Raw genomic sequence first — 20,446 nt, forward strand, 5'->3', positions numbered from 1 at the left:
GGTGACGAGAAGGGCGGCGCCCCTCCGAGGGGGGCGCCGCCCTTTCGTACGTGTCCGTGCGGTCGTGTGCGCGCGTCCGGGCTCAGTGGCCGGTGGAGCCCTCGGTCTCCGAGGACGAGGCCGATGCCGCGCCGGCGCCGGCGGTGTCACCGCCGCCCGTTTCCTCCCCGGCGGTGCCCGAGGGGGTCCCGGAGGGGGAGCCGGACGGGGCGTTGGAGGACGTGGACGGGTCGGGGCTCCCGGACGGCGTGGCGCCCGGCGCCTCGGGCATCTCGCTCGGGCCCCACTTCTCGAAGTAGCTCTCGGCAGGGACGACGAACGCCCGCAGGCTCACGGCACCCGTGCTGCTGAAGGTGAACGTGATCTTCTGCGCGTTGCCGTCCTTGACGGCCTCGCGGCTGCTCGGCAGTACGGCGGTGGCGTTGCCCTCGCCGCCGATGACGACGGAGCCGCCGGCCGGGATGGTCAGCTTGCCCTTGCCCTTCGCGGGGCTGATCTCCGCGGACTTGCCGGTGCCGTCCACGGTGATGGAGTCCAGCGTCTGGGCGGTGCGTCCGTTGTTGAACACGGTCGCGGAGACCACGGCCGGCCCCGTCGACTCCAGGTCGGGCTGGGTGACGACGACCGCGTTCTGGATCTTGATGTCGCCGACGGCCGTGGCCGCGTTGTCCGGCTTGATCTGCAGCGTCTCGGCGTTGTTGCCGGCACCGCACGCGGCGAGCGAGGCGATCGAGAACGCGATGGCGGCGGCGGCGAGGGCGCCGCGTCGAAGGCTGCTGCTCACGGCGGCGGCAACTCCTTGAACGTGGGCGATACGGGATCGGCGGCCGTACGGCCGTAAAGCCGCCCTGAGCACGGGGCAGCGGGCTTAGGTTACCGAGCCGTCCCCCGGCCCCCGCACCCGACCCTCCCCTGGACCGCCGCCTTCGCCCGGGCGGTGCCGTCGTCCGCGTGACCCCGCCCCGCATTCACATAAGCACCACTGGCCTCTTGGGCAACAGCGTGGGGATTTCCGGTAAGGAATGCATGGCCGTACCGGGAAATTGATCACGGTCGAAGATCACCGCCGTGATCAATTCCGGATTCGTCTCGGATCCGCCTCCGCTCGCCGAACGGAGTAGCGTGACTCGCACACCTGGAGTCGGACATAACGGGATGTTCAGCCTTCGTCGACCGGCTCCGGATGTGTGTAACGTACGCGTTTCCCCCCGCCCGCAGAGCCGCTCCGACCTGCGAATACCCGCCTCCGTTCCCCCTCCGATGCACGTTCCTGTCGCTGTTGTCAAGCCCCGAGATATGCCCTGACCTGCGAAAACGCCATTCAGAAGACGCCGTATCCGTGTTACCCTGGATAGCCACGGAAGGGGTACCTGTCACATGACGTTCAAGGTTGGCGACACCGTGGTCTATCCCCATCACGGGGCCGCGCTGATCGAGGCCATCGAAACTCGTCAGATCAAAGGCGTGGACAAGACCTACTTGGTGCTGAAGGTCGCTCAGGGCGACCTGACGGTGCGTGTGCCAGCGGACAATGCGGAGTTCGTCGGCGTGCGTGATGTGGTCGGTCAGGACGGGCTGGACCGGGTCTTCGAGGTGCTGCGCGCGCCGTACGCCGAGGAGCCCACGAACTGGTCGCGTCGTTACAAGGCAAATCTGGAGAAGCTCGCCTCCGGCGATGTCATCAAGGTCGCGGAAGTGGTGCGTGACCTGTGGCGTCGAGAGCGTGAGCGCGGACTCTCCGCCGGTGAGAAGCGCATGCTCGCCAAGGCCCGGCAGATCCTGGTGAGTGAGCTCGCTCTTGCGGAGAACACGAACGAGGACAAGGCCGAGGCACTGCTCGACGAGGTCCTCGCGTCCTGACGCAGGCGCCCCCAGCGCGCCAGCAGCTCGCTTCAGTGCGGTCAGTACAGTCAGTGCAGTGAAATGCCGCGGTGCCCGATGACGCATCAGCTGTCGCCGGGCGCTGCGGCATGTTCGCATGCGGCATGCTCGTGCCGATATCCTTGACGGTCCGTTCATGCGCTCGTACGCCTGTGTCGTGCCGCCGTGCCGTACGTGGACGGGGATTCCCCCGATACTGGCGTGCCGGGCCCGGGCAGCTGGCTCGACCAGGTGTCACGGAAGGGTCCGGTCAAGGCTCGCGCCCGGCACTCCTCCAGGCCATACCCACGCATGCCGAGCACACAAACCTGACAGGAACCGATGTCTGACGATCCGCGCCCTTCGTCTCCGGGCGCTCGTACGGGGGCTCGTACGGCGGCCGTGATTCCGGCCGCGGGCCGGGGCGTACGCCTTGGTCCGGGCGCCCCCAAGGCGCTTCGCACGCTGAACGGCACCCCGATGCTGATCCACGCGGCGCGCGCGATGGCCGCCTCGCGTGCCGTCTCACTCGTGGTGGTGGTGGCGCCGCCCGACGGAACCGCCGAGACCAAGAGCCTGCTCGACGCGCACGCGCTGCCCGAGCGGACCGACTTCGTCGTCGTACCGGGCGGTGAGAGCCGGCAGGAGTCGGTGCGGCTAGGGCTGGACGCGCTGCCGCCCGACATCGACATCGTGCTGGTCCACGACGCGGCGCGGCCACTGGTGCCCGTGGACACGGTGGACGCCGTCATCGAGGCCGTACGGGACGGGGCGCCCGCCGTGGTGCCGGCGCTGCCGCTCGCGGACACCGTCAAGCAGGTCGAACCGGCGGACACGCCCGGTGCGCCCGAGCCCGTGGTCGCCACGCCCGAGCGCTCCCGGCTGCGCGCCGTGCAGACGCCCCAGGGCTTCGACCGCGAGACGCTCGTGCGGGCGCACAAGACCGTCACCGAGAACGTCACGGACGACGCCAGCATGGTGGAGCAGCTGGGGTCGCGGGTGGTGGTGGTTCCGGGGCACGAGGAGGCCTTCAAGGTCACTCGGCCCCTCGACCTCGTGCTCGCGGAGGCGGTTCTCGCGCGGAGGAGGCTCAACGATGGCTTCTGAGTCGGCCGAGGGAGCCGGGGGCGCCGTCCCCTTCCCGCTGCCCCAGGTGGGTATCGGCACCGACATCCACGCCTTCGAGGAGGGGCGGGAGCTGTGGTGCGCCGGGTTGCTCTGGGAGGGGGAGGGGCCCGGTCTCGCCGGTCACTCCGACGCGGACGTGGTCGCGCACGCGGCGTGCAACGCGCTGTTCTCGGCGGCCGGGCTGGGGGACCTGGGGCAGCACTTCGGTACGGGGCGGCCGGAGTGGTCCGGGGCGGCGGGGGTCGTGCTGCTCGCGGAGGCCGCTCGGATCGTGCGGGCGGCGGGTTTCACGATCGGGAACGTCGCGGTCCAGGTCGTCGGGCCCCGGCCGAAGATCGGGAAGCGGCGGGACGAGGCGCAGAAGGTGTTGTCGGAGGCGGTGGGGGCTCCGGTGTCCGTCTCCGGGGCGACGACGGACGGGCTCGGGTTCCCGGGGAGGGATGAAGGGCTGATGGCGGTGGCTACGGCGCTGGTCGTACGGGTCGGCTGATTCGCGGGGTTTCCTGGGGTTCCTGGGTTTCCTCGCCCCCGCCGCCCCTACCCGTCCCATCCCTGGGGCTGCGCCCCAGACCCCCGTGGGGGTGTCTGGGGTGGGTGGGTCGGTGCGGGTTGGGTGTGGCTGGTCGCGCAGTTCCCCGCGCCCCTTGAAGACCGCGCAGTTCCCCGCGCCCCTTGAAGGTCGCACGGTTCCCGGCGCTCCTGAAGGACGCGCGGTTCCCCGTGTCCCTGAAAGGCGCGCAGTTCCCCGCAGTCCTGAAAGACCGCGCGGTTCCCCGCGCCCCTTGAAGGTCGCACGGTTCCCCGCAGCCCTGAAGGCGCGCACTTCCCCCGCGCCCTGAAAGCCAGCCCCGCCGCACCATCCAAGCCCCTCCGGCGTTTGAGGAGCGGGGGTCCGGGGGCCGGCCCCCGAAACGGGGTCCGGGGCGGAGCCCCGAAAGGACGGGGGCCCAGGGGACGCAGCCCCCTTGGCGGGGTCGAAGGGGCGGAGCCCCTGGAGATGGGACGGGTAGGGGCGGCGGGGGCGAGGAACACACACATGTCACGAATACGCGGCCCTCGTGTCATGGAGCGCGGTGCACTGCTCCCGGCCCACTACCCTGGAGTGGTGACTATTCGCCTGTACGACACCAGCGCCCGGCAGATCCGTGACTTCGCCCCGCTCAGGCCGGGTTGCGTCTCGATCTACCTGTGTGGTGCCACCGTGCAGGCAGCACCGCACATCGGGCACATCCGCTCGGGCCTCAACTTCGACATCATGCGCCGCTGGTTCGCCTACCGCGGCTATGAGGTGACGTTCATCCGGAACGTCACGGACATCGACGACAAGATCATCACCAAGTCGGCGGAGCAGGGCCGCCCGTGGTGGGCGATCGGCTACGAGAACGAGCGCGCGTTCAACGACGGTTACGAGGCGCTGGGATGCCTGCCGCCCACGTACGAGCCGCGCGCGACGGGGCACGTGACCGAGATGGTCGAGATGATGCGCGGGCTCATCGAGCGCGGCCACGCCTACGAGGCCGACGGGAACGTGTACTTCGACGTGCGCTCCTTCCCGGAGTACCTGCGGCTGTCCAACCAGGAGTTGGAGAACCTGCTGCAGCCCTCCGGCGAGGGCGAGACCGGCAAGCGGGACCCCCGCGACTTCGCCATGTGGAAGGCCGCCAAGCCCGGCGACCCGACCTGGGAGACACCGTGGGGACGCGGGCGGCCGGGCTGGCACCTGGAGTGCTCCGCCATGGCCCACAAGTACCTGGGCCGGGAGTTCGACATCCACGGCGGCGGGCTCGACCTGATCTTCCCGCACCACGAGAACGAGATCGCCCAGGCCAAGGCCTTCGGTGACGAGTTCGCCCGCTACTGGGTGCACAACGCGTGGGTCACCATGAGCGGCGAGAAGATGTCGAAGTCCCTCGGCAACTCGGTGCTCGTGAGCGAGATGGTCAAGCACTGGCGGCCGATCGTCCTGCGCTACTACCTCGGCACGCCGCACTACCGGTCGATGATCGAGTACAGCGAGGACGCCCTGCGCGAGGCCGAGGCGGCGTTCGCCCGCATCGAGGGCTTCATCCAGCGGGCCGCCGAGCTGGCCGGCGGTGTGGTCGAGCCGTCGCCCGAGGTGCCGCCCGCCTTCGCCGAGGCCATGGACGACGACCTCGGGGTGCCGCAGGCACTCGCCGTCGTGCACACCACGGTCCGGCAGGGCAACTCCGCCCTGGCCGCGGACGACAAGGAAGCCGCCGTGGCGCGGCTGGCCGAGGTCCGCGCCATGCTCGGGGTCCTCGGCCTCGACCCGCTCGATCCGCGGTGGTCCGGTGAGGGCGACCGCGGTGAGGACCTGCAGGGGGTCGTCGACAGCCTCGTACGGCTGGTGCTCGACCAGCGTGAGGCGGCCCGCGCCCGCAAGGACTGGGCGACCGCGGATGCCATCCGGGACCAGCTCGGCCAGTCGGGTCTGGTCATCGAGGACAGCCCGCAGGGACCGCGCTGGTCGCTCGGCCCGCGCTGAACCCCGCTTGATCGATTGTGCCGCCCGGCTCTCCGGGCGGCACACTGCATAAGACGCATAAGACGTACGTACGAAAGTTCACGGAGACGGGTAGGTCATGGCCGCAAACAACCGCCGCATGTCCGGCAAGAAGGGCGCGCAGGTCGGCAGTGGCGGCAAGCGGCGCCGCGCACTGGAGGGCAAGGGGCCGACCCCGCCCGCCGAGATGCGCAAGGGCCACGCCAAGCAGCGCGCCGCGAACGCCAAGTCGCGGCGGGCGCAGGGGGGACGGCCGCAGGCCAGGGGCCGGGGCGGCAAGTCCTCCGCCGAGCTGGTCGTCGGCCGCAACCCCGTCGTCGAGGCACTGCGCGAGGGCGTCCCCGCGTCCACGCTGTACGTGCAGCAGTTCATCGACAACGACGAGCGGGTCCGCGAGGCGCTTCAGCTCGCCGCCGAGCGCGGGGGCATCAACCTCATGGAGGCTCCCCGCCCCGAGCTCGACCGCATGACGAACGGCCTCAACCACCAGGGCCTCGTGCTCCAGGTCCCGCCGTACGAGTACGCGCACCCCGAGGACCTCGCGGACGCCGCGTACGACGAGGGCGAGGACCCGCTGATCGTCGCCCTCGACGGGGTGACCGACCCGCGCAACCTGGGCGCCGTCGTCCGGTCCGTCGCCGCGTTCGGCGGGCACGGAGTGGTGGTGCCCGAACGGCGCGCGGCCGGCATGACCGCCGGTGCCTGGAAGACGTCCGCCGGCACGGCCGCCCGTACGCCCGTCGCGCGCGCCACCAACCTCACGCGTGCCCTGGAGGCGTACAAGAAGGCCGGGATCGTGGTCGTCGGGCTCGCCGCCGACGGTGAGGTCGAGATCGGCGAACTGGAGGCGCTGGAAGGGCCCGTCGTCATCGTCGTCGGCAGCGAGGGCAAGGGCCTGTCCCGACTCGTGGGCGAGACCTGCGACTTCCGGGTGCGGATTCCCATGCCGGGTGGCGCGGAGTCGCTGAACGCGGGTGTGGCGGCGGGAGTTGTGCTGTACGAGGCCGCTCGGCGGCGTGCTTGAGGATGTCGTAGGAGGTGGCGCGGTGGCGCGCGTGAGACCGGACGTCACGGGGTGTCCGGGGTATTCCGGATGATCTTGATGGTGTCCGGACAGATCGGGGCGGTCAAGGCAGTGTCCTAACGACACGTCACTCGGTTAGATGAGTGTGGACACCAGAACACCCCGCACACCCACGGGGGACCGCTCGTCTGGATTCGACGACGCTCCCGCGCTGAGCATGGTGAAGGTGCCGAGCGATCCGGCGCAGGTCATCGTCAATCACGCGAGCTTCCGCGTGCAGTTGGGCGCCGCGCCGCGGGCCCAGTCCCCGCGGATCACCCGGTACTCGAGCGCCACCGAGGACACCGCGCGCGTCCCTGTCGTGGGCGCGGCGGGCAGGGCGGGCGCGGCCGCCGGGGCCCGCCGCCGTACACCCGTCGTCTGGAGCGGGCGGTCCGCACCCGACGACACCGGCGCCCACCGGCTGCTGCAGGCGGTGCGGAGCACGAGCGTGCCCCACCACACCGACCCGGTGGGCGACGCCGGCGCGACCCAGGTCATCCCACGCGTCGACACCCCCGCCGGATACCCCTCAGGGCCCGGTTACGGCACCGGGGCCGACCGCTACGGCACCGGACAGGGCGGACACGGCGCTCACACCGGTCACGACGCACTCGCCGGTCACGACGGCGACCTGACCGTCGAGACCCCCGTCGTCGGCGCCCAGCGCAGCCACAGCGACCACGCCGCCGCCGGCACCCGCATCCTGCCCACCATGCGCGGCGCGGGCAGCGCGTACGACGAGCCCGGGTACGGCGACGCCGGGTACGCCGAACCCCGGTACGCGGACGAGGAGTTCGACGAGCCGTACGAGGAAGCCGACAGTCGCCCCCAGGGCAAGCGCCAGGGCAACGAGCCGCTACGGCACGCCTATTACCCCGGGCGCCGGATGAACCTCGGCGTGGTGCTGCTGCCGTTGCGGGTCTTCCTCGGCTTCATCTCCATCTACGCCGGCATGGGCAAGCTCTGCGACCCGCACTACTTCGACGGCGGCAAACGCGGCTCCATGGTGAAGTGGCTCAACACGCTGCACCCCTGGGAAGTCGCCGAGCCACTGCGCCAGTTCGGCCTCGAACACCCCGTGGGCGCCGGCCTGGCCATCGCCTTCTCCCAGGTCGTCGTCGGCGTCCTCACGGTCCTCGGCCTGTGGCAGCGCGTCGCAGCGGTCCTCGGGGCCCTGCTGTCGGCCGCGCTGCTCGTCACCGTCAGCTGGAAGACCGTCCCCGCCTACGAGACCCCCGACATCATCTATCTCGCCGCCTGGTCCCCCCTGATCATCGCCGGCGCACCCGTCTACTCCGCCGACGGCCGCCTCGCCGGGAACGCCTGGCGGCGGCTCGGCCCGCGCGCGGAACTGTGGGAGCTGCGGCGGTACGTGCTGCGCCGCGGCGCCCTCGTCACCGCCGTCGCCGTCGGACTCGCCCTGCTCGTCGGCTCGGTCCTCGGCGGAGCCGTCCGCGACGCCGACCGCGTCGTCGTCCCCGGCCCGGGCGAGGCACCGCGCAACGAACAGCCCGGCTCACCGCTCCCCAAGGAGCCCGCCAAGCGCAAGAAGCGCGCCCCGTCGTCGGCCGACTCACCCACGCAGGGCGCCACGTCCGCCAGCCCCTCCCAGGGCGCGAGCAGCCCGGGCGCGACCCGCGACACGGGTGCCGTCACCGGCGGCCGCCCCAGCCAGACCCAGGGCACGGCCGGCCAGGTGCCGCCGCAGCAGACGTCCCCGGGCCGGCAGGCCCCCAGCACCACCACGGGCCCCACCTCCAGCGGCGGAGCGTCGGGCGGCACCTCCACGGGCGGCTCCGGCGGCTCGGCCGGCTCCGGCTCGGGCGGCTCCGAGGGAGGCAGGGACGGACTCGTGGGCGGCCTCCTCGGCTGACGACCAGGGGCTCGGCCCGTACGACCGTTCTCACGACGATGGGGTCCCGCACAGGGCATGTGCGGGACCCCATCGACGTACAGAGGCAGACGTAGTGATGCAGACGTGCATGGGCAGACGTGCAAGGGCATGGGTGTGCCGAAGACGTGGGACGCGGGACGTGCCGGAGCTCAACGCCCCAGCGCCGCGAGCTCCTTCGCCGCCTCCGTCAGGTCCTTCGCCGTGTCGATGGCGCGCCAGTACGCGCCCTGCGGGATCGGGAAGCCGGCCAGGCGGCGTTCCCGGGCCAGGCGCGGGAACGTGGTGCGTTCGTGGTCACCGCGCTCGGGCAGCAGGGAGGCGAACTCGGGGGAGAAGACGTAGACGCCCGCGTTGATCTCGTGCGTCACCTGCGGGGCCTCGATGAAGTCCGTGACCCGGCCGAAGCCGTCCGTCTTCACGGCGCCCCACGGGATGCGCGGGCGGGCGAGGGCCAGCGTGGCGAGCGCGTCGCGCTCGGTGTGGAAGTCCGCCATGTCGCGCAGCGAGAAACGGGTCCAGATGTCGCCGTTCGTCGCGTACCAGGGCTGCTCGGGGTGGGGGAGGTGGGAGGCAGCGTACTTCAGGCCTCCGCCGCGGCCGAGGGGCTCCGTCTCGACGACCGTGGTGACGCGGACGGGCAGCTCGGCCGAGTCCAGCCACTTCTGAAGGACGTCGGCGAGATGGCCGCAGGAGACGACGACGTCGGTCACGCCCTCCTCGGCGAGCCAGGCGAGCTGATGGCCGATGATCGGGGTGCCCGTACCGGGGATCTCGACCATGGGCTTGGGCCGGTCGTCGGTGTACGGACGCAGCCGGGAACCCTGGCCACCGGCCAGGACAACGGCTTGAACGGGGCGCGACGCGGCGTTCGGATCGGTCATGACCGGAACTGTACGTGGCACCCCGTTCGCGGGAGCACGACCCTGGGGATCGGTTGCGCGGCGGTCACCGCCCGGACGGCGGACGGGTGGGCTCGGCGGGCGCTCAGCCGTGCTGGGCGAGGACGCCGGACGCGAAGGACGTGTCGCAGACCGGGCGGGCGTACGACTGGGCGCGGGACGGGCCGTACACCCGGACGGCGGCGCGGCCCAGGGAACGGGCGATCGACGTGCAGTGGCGGGCCAGCGACGGGCGGTCGTTCACGGCCTGCTGGAGGTGGGTGAGGGCGACGCCCGGGTCCCGCTCCTGCAGCTCGAGCAGCAGCTTGTCGCGCAGCACTTCGTGCGCGGCGCGGGCCTTGGTGCGGGCCTTGCTGCCCGAGGCGGCCTCGGCGGCGGCGAGCACCGAGTCCGAGGACGAGCCCCCGGACCAGTTGACCCGGGTGACCGCCAGGGTCCCGGAGAGCACCAGGACGACGGGGAGGACGAGGGCGAGACTGCGGCCGATCCGGCGGGCGGGGCCCGGGCCGCGCTGGGTCCGTTGGGTGGTGGTGTGCTTCACGCGAGCGAGGGTAGCGTGCGGTAGTCGTGTGACGACACTTGGTCACCGGTTTGGGGGATGTGGAAGGGCGGTTTTCTGGGTAGGGGTTGACGCACATCGCTCGAAATGACCGGTTTTGCCGGAGTGTCCGCGAGCAGCGAAGAGGGCCCCGTGGTGGTCCGCGGGGCCCTCTTCGTCAACCTGGGTGCGTGTGCGTCAGTCGGACAGACGCTCGCCCGTGGAGGTCGAGAACACGTGCGTCTCGCCGGAGCGCGGGACGATGTGCAGCGTGCTGCCCTTCTCCGGGACGTCACGGCCGCTGACGCGCACCACGAGGTCCTTGGCGTCGTCGCCGCCGACCTTCGCGGTGCCGTAGACGTACGCGTCGGCGCCGAGCTCCTCGACCACGTTCACGGTGACCGCGAGGCCCTGGTCCGAGTCCGGGCCGGCCACGTCGAAGTGCTCGGGGCGGACACCGACGGTCACGGTCTTGTCGGGGGCGGCGGCGAGCGCGTCCCGGTCGACCGGGACGACCGAGTTGCCGAACTTCACACCACCGTCGGTGATCGGCACCTCGACCAGGTTCATCGCCGGGGAGCCGATGAAGCCGGCCACGAAGAGGTTCGCCGGACGGTCGTACATGTTGCGCGGGGTGTCGACCTGCTGGAGCAGACCGTCCTTGAGCACGGCGACCCGGTCGCCCATCGTCATGGCCTCGACCTGGTCGTGGGTGACGTAGACGGTGGTGATGCCGAGGCGGCGCTGCAGCGACGCGATCTGCGTACGCGTGGACACACGGAGCTTGGCGTCCAGGTTGGACAGCGGCTCGTCCATGAGGAAGACCTGCGGCTCACGCACGATGGCGCGGCCCATCGCGACACGCTGACGCTGACCACCGGAGAGCGCCTTCGGCTTGCGGCTGAGGTACTCGGTGAGGTCGAGGATCTTCGCCGCGTCCTCCACCTTCTGGCGGATCTCGGCCTTCGGCACGCCGGCGATCTTGAGTGCGAAGCCCATGTTGTCCGCGACGGTCATGTGCGGGTACAGCGCGTAGTTCTGGAACACCATGGCGATGTCCCGGTCCTTCGGCGGCAGGTGCGTGACGTCGCGGTCACCGATGCGGATGGCGCCGGCGTTCACGTCCTCGAGCCCGGCGAGCATCCGGAGCGAGGTGGACTTTCCACAACCGGACGGGCCGACCAGGACGAGGAACTCCCCGTCCTCGATCTGGATGTCGAGCGCGTCTACGGCGGGCTTCTCGGAACCCGGGTAGATCCGGGTCGCCTTGTCGAACGAGACAGTGGCCATGGGTCGTAGGCCCCCTTCTACCGGCAGGAACGTGCCGGACGATCCGTTGTAGGAAGGTGGTGATCCACCACGGGAGCTTCGTACGCTTCCACGGTGGTGTAGTCCACAGGGGTGAACTGGGTCAGGACGGTACCTGGCGTTCACCTGGTCTGTCAGTAGTCCGGGCCCTGTGAACTTCGCGGAAATTTTCGACGGACGTCGCCCGGGAGGTGGGTACACTGCACGGGCGTGCATGTGCGGGCGACGAGCCCGCCGTGCACGGGCCTCCTTAGCTCAGCTGGTCAGAGCGCCGCTCTTGTAAAGCGAAGGTCGTCGGTTCGAATCCGACAGGGGGCTCCAAGGACATGGCCGACCCGTCCGCCGGCCCGCGCGTTCGCGGTTCCGGCAACGGACGAAGCCCCGCGGGCGGGTCGCGGCAGTGGCGGTGAGCCTCGACGAGGGCCGCCCGGAACCCCGTACGGACCATTCGTGTGCGGCTGCCCGTGGGCGCTCAACCGGATTCCCCTCCGAGTCGCGCCGCGCCTGCAAGCCATGGCGGGGCACGGTCACCTGGCGGGGCGTCAGACGCGGTTCGCGCCGTGCCGTTTGGCGGCTTTTGGGGTGCTGGTCTGTATTGGTAACAGAATGGAAAATTAATTCTGAGGTTGATCTGAGCTCTTTCTGTTTCCCTTTGTCGGCTTTTTCACGGAAACTGAGGGAGGAAAAAGCAGCCGAGTGTGAATAGCGTCTCTCTGCATAGACTCACGTCCCGGAGCAGACCATGTTCAACGCTCACCCCCCTCACTTACCCGTACCGCCGGTCGCCGAGCGCCACCGGGCCCGCCTGCTGCGCTATGCGAACCGGCTCACCTCGGGTGACACGCACCGTGCCGAGGACATCGTCCAGGAGACGATGCTGCGGGCCTGGCTCACGGACCTTGACGGATACGACGAGGAGCACTGCCTCGCCTGGCTCCTGCGGGTCGCCCGCAACCTGGCCGTCGACGCCCGTCGACGGGACCGGGCGGTGCCGGTCGGCGCGCTGCCCGACGACATGCTGCACCGTCCGGACGGCACCGGCGACCTGGCCGATACCGTGGTCGTCCGGCAGGTTGTCCGGCGGGCCATGGCGCAGCTGTCCCCCGAGCACCGCGAGGTGCTTTTCCATGTTCACCTGCGCGATCGCACCCGGGCCGAGGCCGCCCGCACCATCGGTGTGCCGCAAGGCACGGTGAAGTCGCGGAACCATTACGCGCTGGAAGCCATGCGACGCGAGATTCCGGCGGCATGAGCCACGGCAGGAACGCCAAGAACGGCAGGAACGGCATGAGGAACACCGAGTGAGGAACACCGACCCCTTCGTCTGGTTCCGCGAGAACAGCGACGCCATCTTCTTTTGGCTGGGCATCGCCGGCGCGGCGCTGCTCGTCTTCCTCCTCCTGCGCGTGTGGGCCGTGCGGTGGGGCGGCTGGCGCGCGGCCTGGGCACGGTTACGCCGGGAACTGAAGGCCACGGCCTGCGCCTTCGCGGAACCCGCCCGCGCCTGGTCGCGATACCGGCGCGCGCTGCGGCTGCTCGTCCGGCGGCTCGGCGCCCAGGACACCTGGCGCGACGCCGAACGCGCCCTGGCCGCAGCCCGCCTGGCCGCCGCACCCGCGCGCCCCTACGCCGCGCTGGTGGGAGCCGACACGGTGACCGTTCTGCTGGCGGGCCGCGGTGATCCGGAGCCCTGGACCGTGGCCCGCGCCGACCTGCCCCCAGTGACGCCGGAAGCCGCCGACGCCCGCCCCATAGTCGTGGCCGTCGGCGTCGCGGACCACGCCGGTGAGCAGCAATGTGCCTTCCTCGACCTGGCCGTCGGCCCGCCCGTGCTCTCCGTCACCGGCGACGACCGTGCCTCCCGGGCCCTGCTCCAGGCGCTCGCCGCCCAGCTCGACGTACGGCTGCCCCGCCCGCTGGTCGTCGTCGCCGCAGGGGTGCACCGGGACCACCCGGGCGAACCGGTGCGCGCCGCCTACCGGGCGGCCCGCGAGACCCCGCCCCGGCTCGGCATCGCACCGGTCCTGATCGCCGCCGAGCTGCCGGACCCCCTGCCCCCGGAGCTGGCCGCGCCGCCCGGGGACACCCCTGCCCTGCGGGTCCTCGTCCGGGGACCCGGACGAGGCTACGTACGGACCCTGCTGACCGACGCGCACGGCCGCGTCGCCGTCCCCGGCACCCCGCTGCTGGCCCGCTGCGACGCGCTGAGCAGGGCCGTCGCCCGGGTGCTGGGCGGCATCCCGCCGGTCCTGCCGCCCGCCCCGTCCGCGGAGGCCGTCACCGGACTGGGCGAGGCGGATCTGTTCGAGGAGGGCGAGGAGCCCGCCGAGGTGTTCCGCACCGGCCCGCCGGGGACCGCCGGCCTCACCGCCGTCACCGCACCGGCCGCCCGCCCGGCCCAGACCTCGACGCCGAGCCCCGCCGTGAAACGGATCGCCCCGTGAAACTCACCCTCACCACCGCCGACCCCGCCGGGCGCCGGACGGACCATCTGCTGGATCTCCCCGAGGACGCCACCGTCGCCGATCTCGGCACGGCGCTGGAGAGCCCCAGGCTCTACCTCGGTGAACGGCCCGTCAGCCCCGATCTGCCCGTCACCGCCAGCGGCATACGCGCCGGCGCCGTCCTCGGCCTCGGTGTCCCCGTCCCGACGCGTACCGCCACCCGGGCCTGGGAGCCGCCCTCCACCGACCCCGTGCTGGTCGAGATCCGGCACGTGGGCGGCCCCGGGGCGGGCCGGTCCTGGTGGCTCGGCCCCGGCAGCCACGAGGTCGGCACCGACCGTGGCTGCGCCCTCAGGCTGGACGGCGGCGACGCCCCCGAGCAGGGCGTCTGGCTCACCGTGGGCACCGACGGAGAGGTCACCTTCCGCCTGCCGGAGGACGCCGACCCGGCCCGGCACGGTCTGCGGAGTCTCACCCCTCCGCCGCCCGTCGACCCCGAGACAGGCACCCCTCTCACCGCCGAGGAACCCGCGGGACCGTACGACGGCGGCCCCGGCGGGCACACCCCGCGCCCCGCCCCGCCCGGCCCCGACGGCCTGCCGGCCCCGGCCCCGCTGCCTCCCGTCGGCGAGCTGCCGCCCCCGGACGACGGCGCCGAGCCCTGGCCCCCGTACGCCGACCTCTCGCTCGGCGACCACCTGCTGCGCCGGGTCCCGCCTTTCGAGCCGGACGCGGCCGTCAACCCGTCGGCCGACGGGCTCGGCATCGAGTACAACCGGCCGCCGCGCATCGCCCCGCACCTCGACACCGAGTCGATCCGTATGCAGGGCCCGCCCGGTGAGCGCAGGAACCGGCCCTTCCCGTTCATGATGATGATGGCCCCGCTGGTCATGGGCCTGGTCATGATGAGCCTGTTCCGCACGTTCTACTTCGTCATCTTCATCTTCTTCACCCCGATGATGGCGGTCAGCAACTGGATCATGGGCCGTCGCTCCGGCCGCAAGGCGCAGGAGGAGGCGCTGCGCCTGTACCGGCTGCGCCGGGCGGCCCTGGAGCTGGAGATGCGGGACGCGACCGTCGAGGAACGCGACCTGCGCAACACGACGTTCCCCGACCCGGCCACCGTGCTGCTCACCGCCACCGGCCCCGGCAGCCTGCTCTGGCAGCGCCGCCGCCGCGATCCCGACCACCTCACTTTGCGGCTCGGCACCGTCACCCGCCCCTCCCTCAAACGCATCGACGACCACGCCCGCGAGTCCAACCACCGCCAGGTCCACTGGCGCCTCGCCGACGCGCCGTTCGGAGTCGAACTCGCCGACCTCGGCGTCGTCGGCCTCGCCGGACAGGGCGACACCCCGCGCACGGTGGCCTGCTGGGCCGTCGCCCAGGCCGCCGTCCTGCACAGCCCGCGCGACCTGCGGATCGTCGTCCTGACCGGCGACGAGCACGCGGACGCGTGGAGCTGGGTGCGCTGGCTGCCGCACCTCAGGCCCGGCCGGCCGGGCAGCGTCATCGCGCTCGGCAACGACCCGGAGAGCACCGCCCACCGCGTCAACGAACTCATCGCCGACATCCAGGCCCGCACCACCGCCCAGGCGTCCTCCGCCCTCGGCCACACACTGCTGAGCGAGCCCGACGTGCTCGTCGTGCTCGACGGCGCCCGCCGGCTGCGGGACGTGCCCGGCGTGGTGCAACTGCTCACCCAGGGGCCCGCGGTGCGGATCTTCAGCCTGTGCGTGGACGAGCGCGAGCGGCTGCTGCCGGAGGAGTGCACGGCGGTCGTCACGACCGAGGGAAACCGGCTGACCGTACGGACCTCCGGGGCCCCCGCCGTCGAGGGCATCCGGGCCGACCTCGTCACCGCCGACTGGTGCGAGGAGGCCGCGCGGGCGCTGGCCCCCGTGCGGGACGTGACGGTCGACAGCGAATCCGGACTGCCCACCGAGGTACGGCTGCTGCCGCTGCTCGGCCAGGAACCGCCCGACCCGGCCGCGCTGGCCGCCGAGTGGGCCCGCCGCCCGGCGTCCACCGCGTTCGTGCTCGGTTCCGGGTACGAGGGAACGCTCCGCCTCGACCTGGTCAGGGACGGGCCGCACGGACTGATCGGCGGCACCACCGGCTCCGGCAAGTCCGAGCTGCTGCAGACCATGATCGCCTCGCTGGCGGCCGTCAACCGGCCCGACGAACTGGCCTTCGTCCTCGTCGACTACAAGGGCGGCAGCGCCTTCCGCGAGTGCGCCGAGCTCCCGCACACCCTCGGCATGATCACCGACCTCGACGGGCACCTCGTCCAGCGGGCCCTGGCCTCCCTCGACGCCGAACTGCGCCGCCGCGAGCAGGTGCTGGCCGACGTCGAGGCCAAGGACCATCCCGAGTACCGGGCCAAGAGGGCCCGCGACCCGCAGCTGCCGCCGCTGCCGCGCCTGCTGCTCGTCATCGACGAGTTCGCCACCCTCGTACGGGAACTGCCGGAGTTCGTACCGGGCCTGATCAGCCTCGCCCAGCGCGGGCGCTCCCTCGGCCTGCACCTCGTCCTGGCCACCCAGCGGCCCGGCGGCTCGGTCAGCAACGAGATCCGCGCCAACACCAACCTGCGGATCGCGCTGCGGGTGACGGACCGCGCCGAGAGCCAGGACATCATCAACGCCCCCGACGCGGTCAGCATCTCTCCCAGCAACCCGGGCCGGGCCCTGATCCGGCGCGGCTCCGGGGCACCCACTCCCTTCCAGAGCGCCTGGGTCGGCGCGGAACGCGGCGGTGCGGCGCCCGCCGAGAAGACGGTGGCCGCCCGGCCCGTACGCGGCGTCGAGCTCACCTGGGCACGGCTGGGCCGCCCCGCCGAGGTCACCGCCCAGGAGGAGGACGACCTGGCCCCGACCGTGGTCCCCGGGGAGGAGCCGCTCACCGACCTGCGCGCACTCGTCGAGTCCATCGGCCGGGCCGCGGACCTGCTCGACGACTACGAGCCGCAGCCCAGCCCCTGGCTGCCCCCGATGGCCGACCGCGTCGGCATCGAGGACCTGCCACCGGTGCCGAAGACCCCGCCGGGCGCCCTGCCGCTCGTCCCGTATGCCCTGCTGGACATCCCGCAGCTCCAGCAACAGCGGCTCGGCACCATCGACTTCGCCTCCTTCGGCCACCTCTACGTCATCGGCTCGCCCCGCTCCGGCCGCACCCAGGTCCTGCGGACGATCGCTGGGGCCGCCGCCCTCGCCATCCCCAGTTCCGACCTGCACGTCTACGGCATCGACGCGTCCGGCGGCGGGCTCGCCGCCCTCGAATCGCTGCCGCACTGCGGGGCCGTCGTCTCCCGGCACGACACCGAGCGGCTGGAACGGCTCATCGCCCGCCTGAGCAGTGAGCTGACGACACGCCAGCGGCTCATCTCGCAGCACGACTGCGCCGGACTCGGCGAACTGCGTGCCAAGCTCTCCAAGGACCGCCGCCCGGCCCGGCTCCTGCTCCTCATCGACGGCTGGGACGCGCTCAGCGCCATGCTCGACGACTACGACGGGGGCCGCGTCTACACCGAGGTCGTGCGGCTGCTCCGCGAGGGCACGGCGGCCGGCATCCACGTCATCGCCACCTCCGAACGCCTCCTGCTCGGCGGTCGCCTGGCGGCCCACAACGACAACCGTCTGCTGCTGAAGCAGGCCGACCCCAGCGACTACAACCTCGCCGGAATGAGCCGCAACAAGGTTCCCGCGCACATTCCCCCCGGCCGCGGCTGGCTCGCGCCCAGCGGCATCGAGGCCCAGGTCGCGCTGCTGCCGGCCGAGGACTGCGCCGACCAGGGGGACGCGCTGCGCGAGATCGGCCGCCGTACGACGGCCCGGGACGCGGCAATCGCTCAGACCCGGCGGCCGTTCCGTATCGCGGAACTGCCGCCGCTGATCGGCTTCCAGGACGCCGTCGACCAGGTCCCGGAGGCGAACCGCCGCCCGCTGTGGGCGCTCCTCGGCGTCGGCGGCGACGCCGGCGAGCCCCTCGGCTTCGACTTCGCCGCCGGCGGCGGGTCCTTCATGGTCGCCGGTCCCCCGCGTACGGGGCGCAGCACGACGCTCGCCTCCATGTGCGTGTCGCTGCTCCTGGGCGGTACCTCGCTCGTCGTGATCACGCCGCGCGAGTCCCAGCTCAGGCAGCTCGCGGCGCACGACCTCGCTCAGGTCCTCACCGATCCCGACCCCTCGCCGGACGCGGTCACCGAGGCCCTCAAGGCGGTCGCGGGGCGGCCCACGGTCGTCGTCGTGGACGACGCGGACCTGCTGCTCAGCTGCCGGGCCGACAAGGTCCTCCGGCAGGTCGCCGCCGCCGGACGCGACCGCCAACAGGGGCTGCTGCTGGCCGGGTTGCCCGAGTCGATGAGCTCCCTCGGCTGGGTCGGCATGGCCCGCCGCTCCCGGCGCGGCATCCTCCTGGGCCCCAAGAGCATCGCCGAGGGCGACCTCATCGGTGTCCGCATCTCCACGGAACAGGCCCGCACCCCGCTCCCCGCGGGTCGCGGCTGGACGGCGAGCGAGGCGGGCACGGCCATCATGGTCCAGGTGCCGTTGACGGTTCTGGGCGGCTGAGGCGCCGGTCCGCGAGGGGCTGTCCGTGAGGTGCCTCTCGCGGACGGCCCCTGCGTTTGCGGCGGGTCGGCGCGCGGCTCGGAGTCGAGCGGTGGCCCGGCGTGAGCGGTGGGCGGATCGGTACCACCGTCGCCCCTGTCCGGCCTGGCCGGAGCCGTCACGGCCGGGCCGGATCCGCCCATCGCCGACCGGCGGGACGGCCCCGGCTGTGGGGGGAACCGACAAGGCGGCAGGAGCACCTCGGTCACCGGGCGGACGAGCTCGCCGGCGGTCGCGGGGGCCGGTGCGGGTGCCGGTGCCGTGGGCAGCGAACCCCGGTGGCAACGGGCGGGTGGTGCGCGCCCGTTGCCACCGGGGCGGGACTCAGCCCTCCTGCGCCGCCTGGACGTCGTTCGCGATCGTCGTGTCGGATTCCGCGATCGCCGCGGCGATGTCGTTGAAGCTGTCCGCGTAGGCCTTGATGTTGGCGGCGGACTCGTGCATCTGCTTGCTGAAGTTCTCGTACGCGGACTGCAGCGCCGGGCTGGCCTTCTCGAAGACGAGGCCGTCCTGGAGGAGGTTGCTCACCGTGGTCTCCAGGTTGGTCAGCTCGGTGCTGATGTCGGTGAGCTTGGTGCCCATGTTCGTGGCGACGCGGGAGATCTCGTCGTAGTCGAAGACGACGTCCTGGTTGCCGCTCATGGTTACTGCCATGGTGTGTGCCTCCTGCTGGCCGTTACTGCTTAACCGTTGCTGCTGACCTTGTCGGCGATGTCCTGGTCCATCTCCTGGACGGACGTCATGATCTGGCGGAACTGCTCCGCGAAGCCCTTGATGCTCTCGGTGGCGTCCTTCAGGGACTGGGTGAACTTCTCGTACTGTCCCTGGAGCGCCGGGCTGGCCTTGGTCAGGACCAGGGCGTTGTCCAGGAGGGCGTCGACCTCCGTCTTGGCCTCGTCCATGCGCGGGACCAGGGTCTCCTCGACGCTCGTGTCGAGGAGATTCGAGACGCGTTCGATCTCGGAGTACGACAGGGAGATGTTCGCTGCCATGCGTGACTGACCTTTCTCGGGGGCCTTGCGGGCCATGGGCGCCTTGGCGGCTGGGGTTGCCGGGGAGGGGCTGCGCGAGGACCTGTGGTCCTCGTCCTCGAGGACCTAGTCCTCGTCCTCCTCCTCGGGTTCCGACCACTCGTCGTACGGGCCGGAGCGTGTGGAGACGGTCTTGTTGCCGTCGGCGTCGGTGGTCGTCATGGTTCCGGAGCCGTCGTCGTCGATCACGACCTCGGTGGTGGTCTTCGAGCCGTCCGCGTAGGTGGTCTCCATCGTGTAGTCGCGGACGTCGTAGGACTCGCCGTTCTCCGGCTCGATGACCTGCGGCGCGGAGTCGTAGGTGGTGGTGGACGTGTAGGACTGGCCGTCCGGGGTGGTGATGGTGGACGTCTCCTTCATGACGTTGTAGTCGTCGTCCAGTTCGACCGAGACGTGGACCTTGCCCTGCTCGTCCTCGTACGTGTACTCGGTCGGCGGGGTCTCGGAGGGCTTGTCCGGGGGGTCGCCCGGGTCGTCGGGTGCGTTGTCGTCGTTGATCCAGGTCTCGCACCAGCCGGGGGCGTCGTCGGCCTTGCAGACCGTGCCGATCTCGGCGTCCGGGTTCTGCTCGAAGTAGTCGGCGGCGCCGATCTCCTCCAGGTAGGCGTCCCAGGCGTTCTTGTCCTCCTGCCAGGCGTCGTAGGCCTCCTTGTCGCTCTTCCACTCGTCGAGGCCGATGCTGCCGCTCATCAGGCCCGCGGCACTGGAGAGCTGGGCGTCGGCGTTGAAGAACGTGTCGGCGACGCCGCTGAAGGTGTCGGCGAGCTCCTTGAGGCCGTCCTTGGCCTGCTTCGTACGCGAACTGGAGCGGGTGTAGAAGAGGTTGAAGGCGTAGGAGAGGTCGGAGGAGCCGAACAGGGCCTTGCGTTCGGAGCTGGAGGCCTCGCCGACATCCTTGAACACCCCGTTCGCGCCGCCCGAGTCCGCGGCGTCGGCCAGCTCGCGCATCTGCCGCTGCACTTCGTGCAGGGCTCCGTAGTCGATGGAGAAGTCGGGCACCGTGCCTCCCGCTCGGTCCTGGCCCGGGTCGCCCCGGGTCCCCTCTGGACCCTCCACGCAACAGCGACCCCAAAAGGTTCAACTGGCTCGATCGAAAATTCCGGCAGAGGAGTTGAACCTTTTCACCGCCCTGGTGCGTGGACGG

At 71.6% G+C, this 20,446-nt stretch carries 16 protein-coding genes and 1 tRNA gene; 10 read left to right on the forward strand and 7 right to left on the reverse strand.

What is annotated here, in order from left to right; genetic code table 11:
• Positions 1–82: 82 nt before the first annotated feature.
• The gene (locus tag ACZ49J_RS36810; RefSeq protein ID WP_467455104.1) at positions 83–784 is read right to left on the reverse strand and encodes a copper chaperone PCu(A)C domain-containing protein; all 702 of its coding nucleotides are present in this window, start codon (positions 782–784) and stop codon (positions 83–85) included.
• Positions 785–1,377: 593 nt separating this feature from the next.
• Between ACZ49J_RS36810 and ACZ49J_RS36815 the strand changes: the two genes are divergently transcribed.
• The 6 genes from ACZ49J_RS36815 to ACZ49J_RS36840 all read left to right on the forward strand — a co-directional run bounded on the left by ACZ49J_RS36815 (position 1,378) and on the right by ACZ49J_RS36840 (position 8,451).
• Complete coding sequence (locus tag ACZ49J_RS36815; protein ID WP_003953493.1) at positions 1,378–1,860, forward strand: CarD family transcriptional regulator; 483 nt, start codon at positions 1,378–1,380, stop codon at positions 1,858–1,860.
• Between the two features lie 342 nt (positions 1,861–2,202).
• A complete protein-coding gene (gene ispD, locus ACZ49J_RS36820) occupies positions 2,203–2,967 on the forward strand; it encodes a 2-C-methyl-D-erythritol 4-phosphate cytidylyltransferase (protein WP_467455103.1) in 765 nt (254 codons plus the stop codon).
• Entirely contained in the window at positions 2,957–3,478 is a 522-nt protein-coding gene (gene ispF / locus ACZ49J_RS36825) for a 2-C-methyl-D-erythritol 2,4-cyclodiphosphate synthase (protein ID WP_467455102.1), read from the forward strand. The genes ispD and ispF overlap by 11 nt, the downstream gene beginning before the upstream one ends.
• Positions 3,479–4,093: 615 nt before the next feature.
• A complete protein-coding gene (gene cysS, locus ACZ49J_RS36830; RefSeq protein WP_467455101.1) occupies positions 4,094–5,494 on the forward strand; it encodes a cysteine--tRNA ligase in 1,401 nt (466 codons plus the stop codon).
• 97 nt (positions 5,495–5,591) lie between these two features.
• Entirely contained in the window at positions 5,592–6,536 is a 945-nt protein-coding gene (rlmB, locus tag ACZ49J_RS36835) for a 23S rRNA (guanosine(2251)-2'-O)-methyltransferase RlmB (protein ID WP_467455100.1), read from the forward strand.
• Between the two features lie 139 nt (positions 6,537–6,675).
• Positions 6,676–8,451, forward strand: coding sequence for a DoxX family membrane protein (locus ACZ49J_RS36840; protein WP_467455098.1), 1,776 nt, complete (start codon positions 6,676–6,678; stop codon positions 8,449–8,451).
• Positions 8,452–8,621: 170 nt separating this feature from the next.
• Here ACZ49J_RS36840 and ACZ49J_RS36845 read toward each other — a convergent pair whose 3' ends face one another.
• The 3 genes from ACZ49J_RS36845 to ACZ49J_RS36855 all read right to left on the reverse strand — a co-directional run bounded on the left by ACZ49J_RS36845 (position 8,622) and on the right by ACZ49J_RS36855 (position 11,199).
• On the reverse strand, positions 8,622–9,353 hold the full coding sequence (locus ACZ49J_RS36845; RefSeq protein WP_467455097.1) for a nucleotidyltransferase family protein: 732 nt from the start codon (positions 9,351–9,353) through the stop codon (positions 8,622–8,624).
• Positions 9,354–9,456: 103 nt separating this feature from the next.
• Positions 9,457–9,912: a hypothetical protein gene (locus ACZ49J_RS36850; RefSeq protein ID WP_467455096.1), complete on the reverse strand. Its 456-nt coding sequence runs from the start codon at positions 9,910–9,912 to the stop codon at positions 9,457–9,459.
• 195 nt (positions 9,913–10,107) lie between these two features.
• Positions 10,108–11,199 (reverse strand): ABC transporter ATP-binding protein, encoded by a 1,092-nt coding sequence (locus ACZ49J_RS36855; protein WP_467455095.1) that lies wholly within the window; start codon positions 11,197–11,199, stop codon positions 10,108–10,110.
• A gap of 262 nt (positions 11,200–11,461) precedes the next feature.
• Here ACZ49J_RS36855 and ACZ49J_RS36860 point away from each other — a divergent pair.
• The 4 genes from ACZ49J_RS36860 to ACZ49J_RS36875 all read left to right on the forward strand — a co-directional run bounded on the left by ACZ49J_RS36860 (position 11,462) and on the right by ACZ49J_RS36875 (position 18,232).
• Positions 11,462–11,538: transfer RNA gene (locus ACZ49J_RS36860), tRNA-Thr, on the forward strand.
• Between the two features lie 421 nt (positions 11,539–11,959).
• Positions 11,960–12,469 carry a sigma-70 family RNA polymerase sigma factor gene (locus ACZ49J_RS36865; protein ID WP_467455093.1) on the forward strand — a complete coding sequence of 170 codons (510 nt, stop codon included), beginning with the start codon at positions 11,960–11,962 and terminating at the stop codon, positions 12,467–12,469.
• A gap of 49 nt (positions 12,470–12,518) precedes the next feature.
• Positions 12,519–13,661, forward strand: coding sequence for a hypothetical protein (locus ACZ49J_RS36870; protein ID WP_467455092.1), 1,143 nt, complete (start codon positions 12,519–12,521; stop codon positions 13,659–13,661).
• On the forward strand, positions 13,658–18,232 hold the full coding sequence (locus ACZ49J_RS36875; protein WP_467455090.1) for an FtsK/SpoIIIE domain-containing protein: 4,575 nt from the start codon (positions 13,658–13,660) through the stop codon (positions 18,230–18,232). The genes ACZ49J_RS36870 and ACZ49J_RS36875 overlap by 4 nt, the downstream gene beginning before the upstream one ends.
• Positions 18,233–18,595: 363 nt before the next feature.
• Here the strand turns inward: ACZ49J_RS36875 and ACZ49J_RS36880 are convergent, their stop codons facing one another.
• The 3 genes from ACZ49J_RS36880 to ACZ49J_RS36890 form a co-directional block, all read right to left on the reverse strand.
• Complete coding sequence (locus ACZ49J_RS36880; RefSeq protein ID WP_467455089.1) at positions 18,596–18,925, reverse strand: WXG100 family type VII secretion target; 330 nt, start codon at positions 18,923–18,925, stop codon at positions 18,596–18,598.
• A 29-nt stretch (positions 18,926–18,954) separates the two neighbouring features.
• Positions 18,955–19,263: a hypothetical protein gene (locus ACZ49J_RS36885; protein ID WP_467455088.1), complete on the reverse strand. Its 309-nt coding sequence runs from the start codon at positions 19,261–19,263 to the stop codon at positions 18,955–18,957.
• A 105-nt stretch (positions 19,264–19,368) separates the two neighbouring features.
• A complete protein-coding gene (locus ACZ49J_RS36890) occupies positions 19,369–20,301 on the reverse strand; it encodes a serine/arginine repetitive matrix protein 2 (protein ID WP_467455087.1) in 933 nt (310 codons plus the stop codon).
• Between the last annotated feature and the right edge of the window lie 145 nt (positions 20,302–20,446).

Source organism: Streptomyces sp. NPDC030840 (assembly GCF_055572015.1).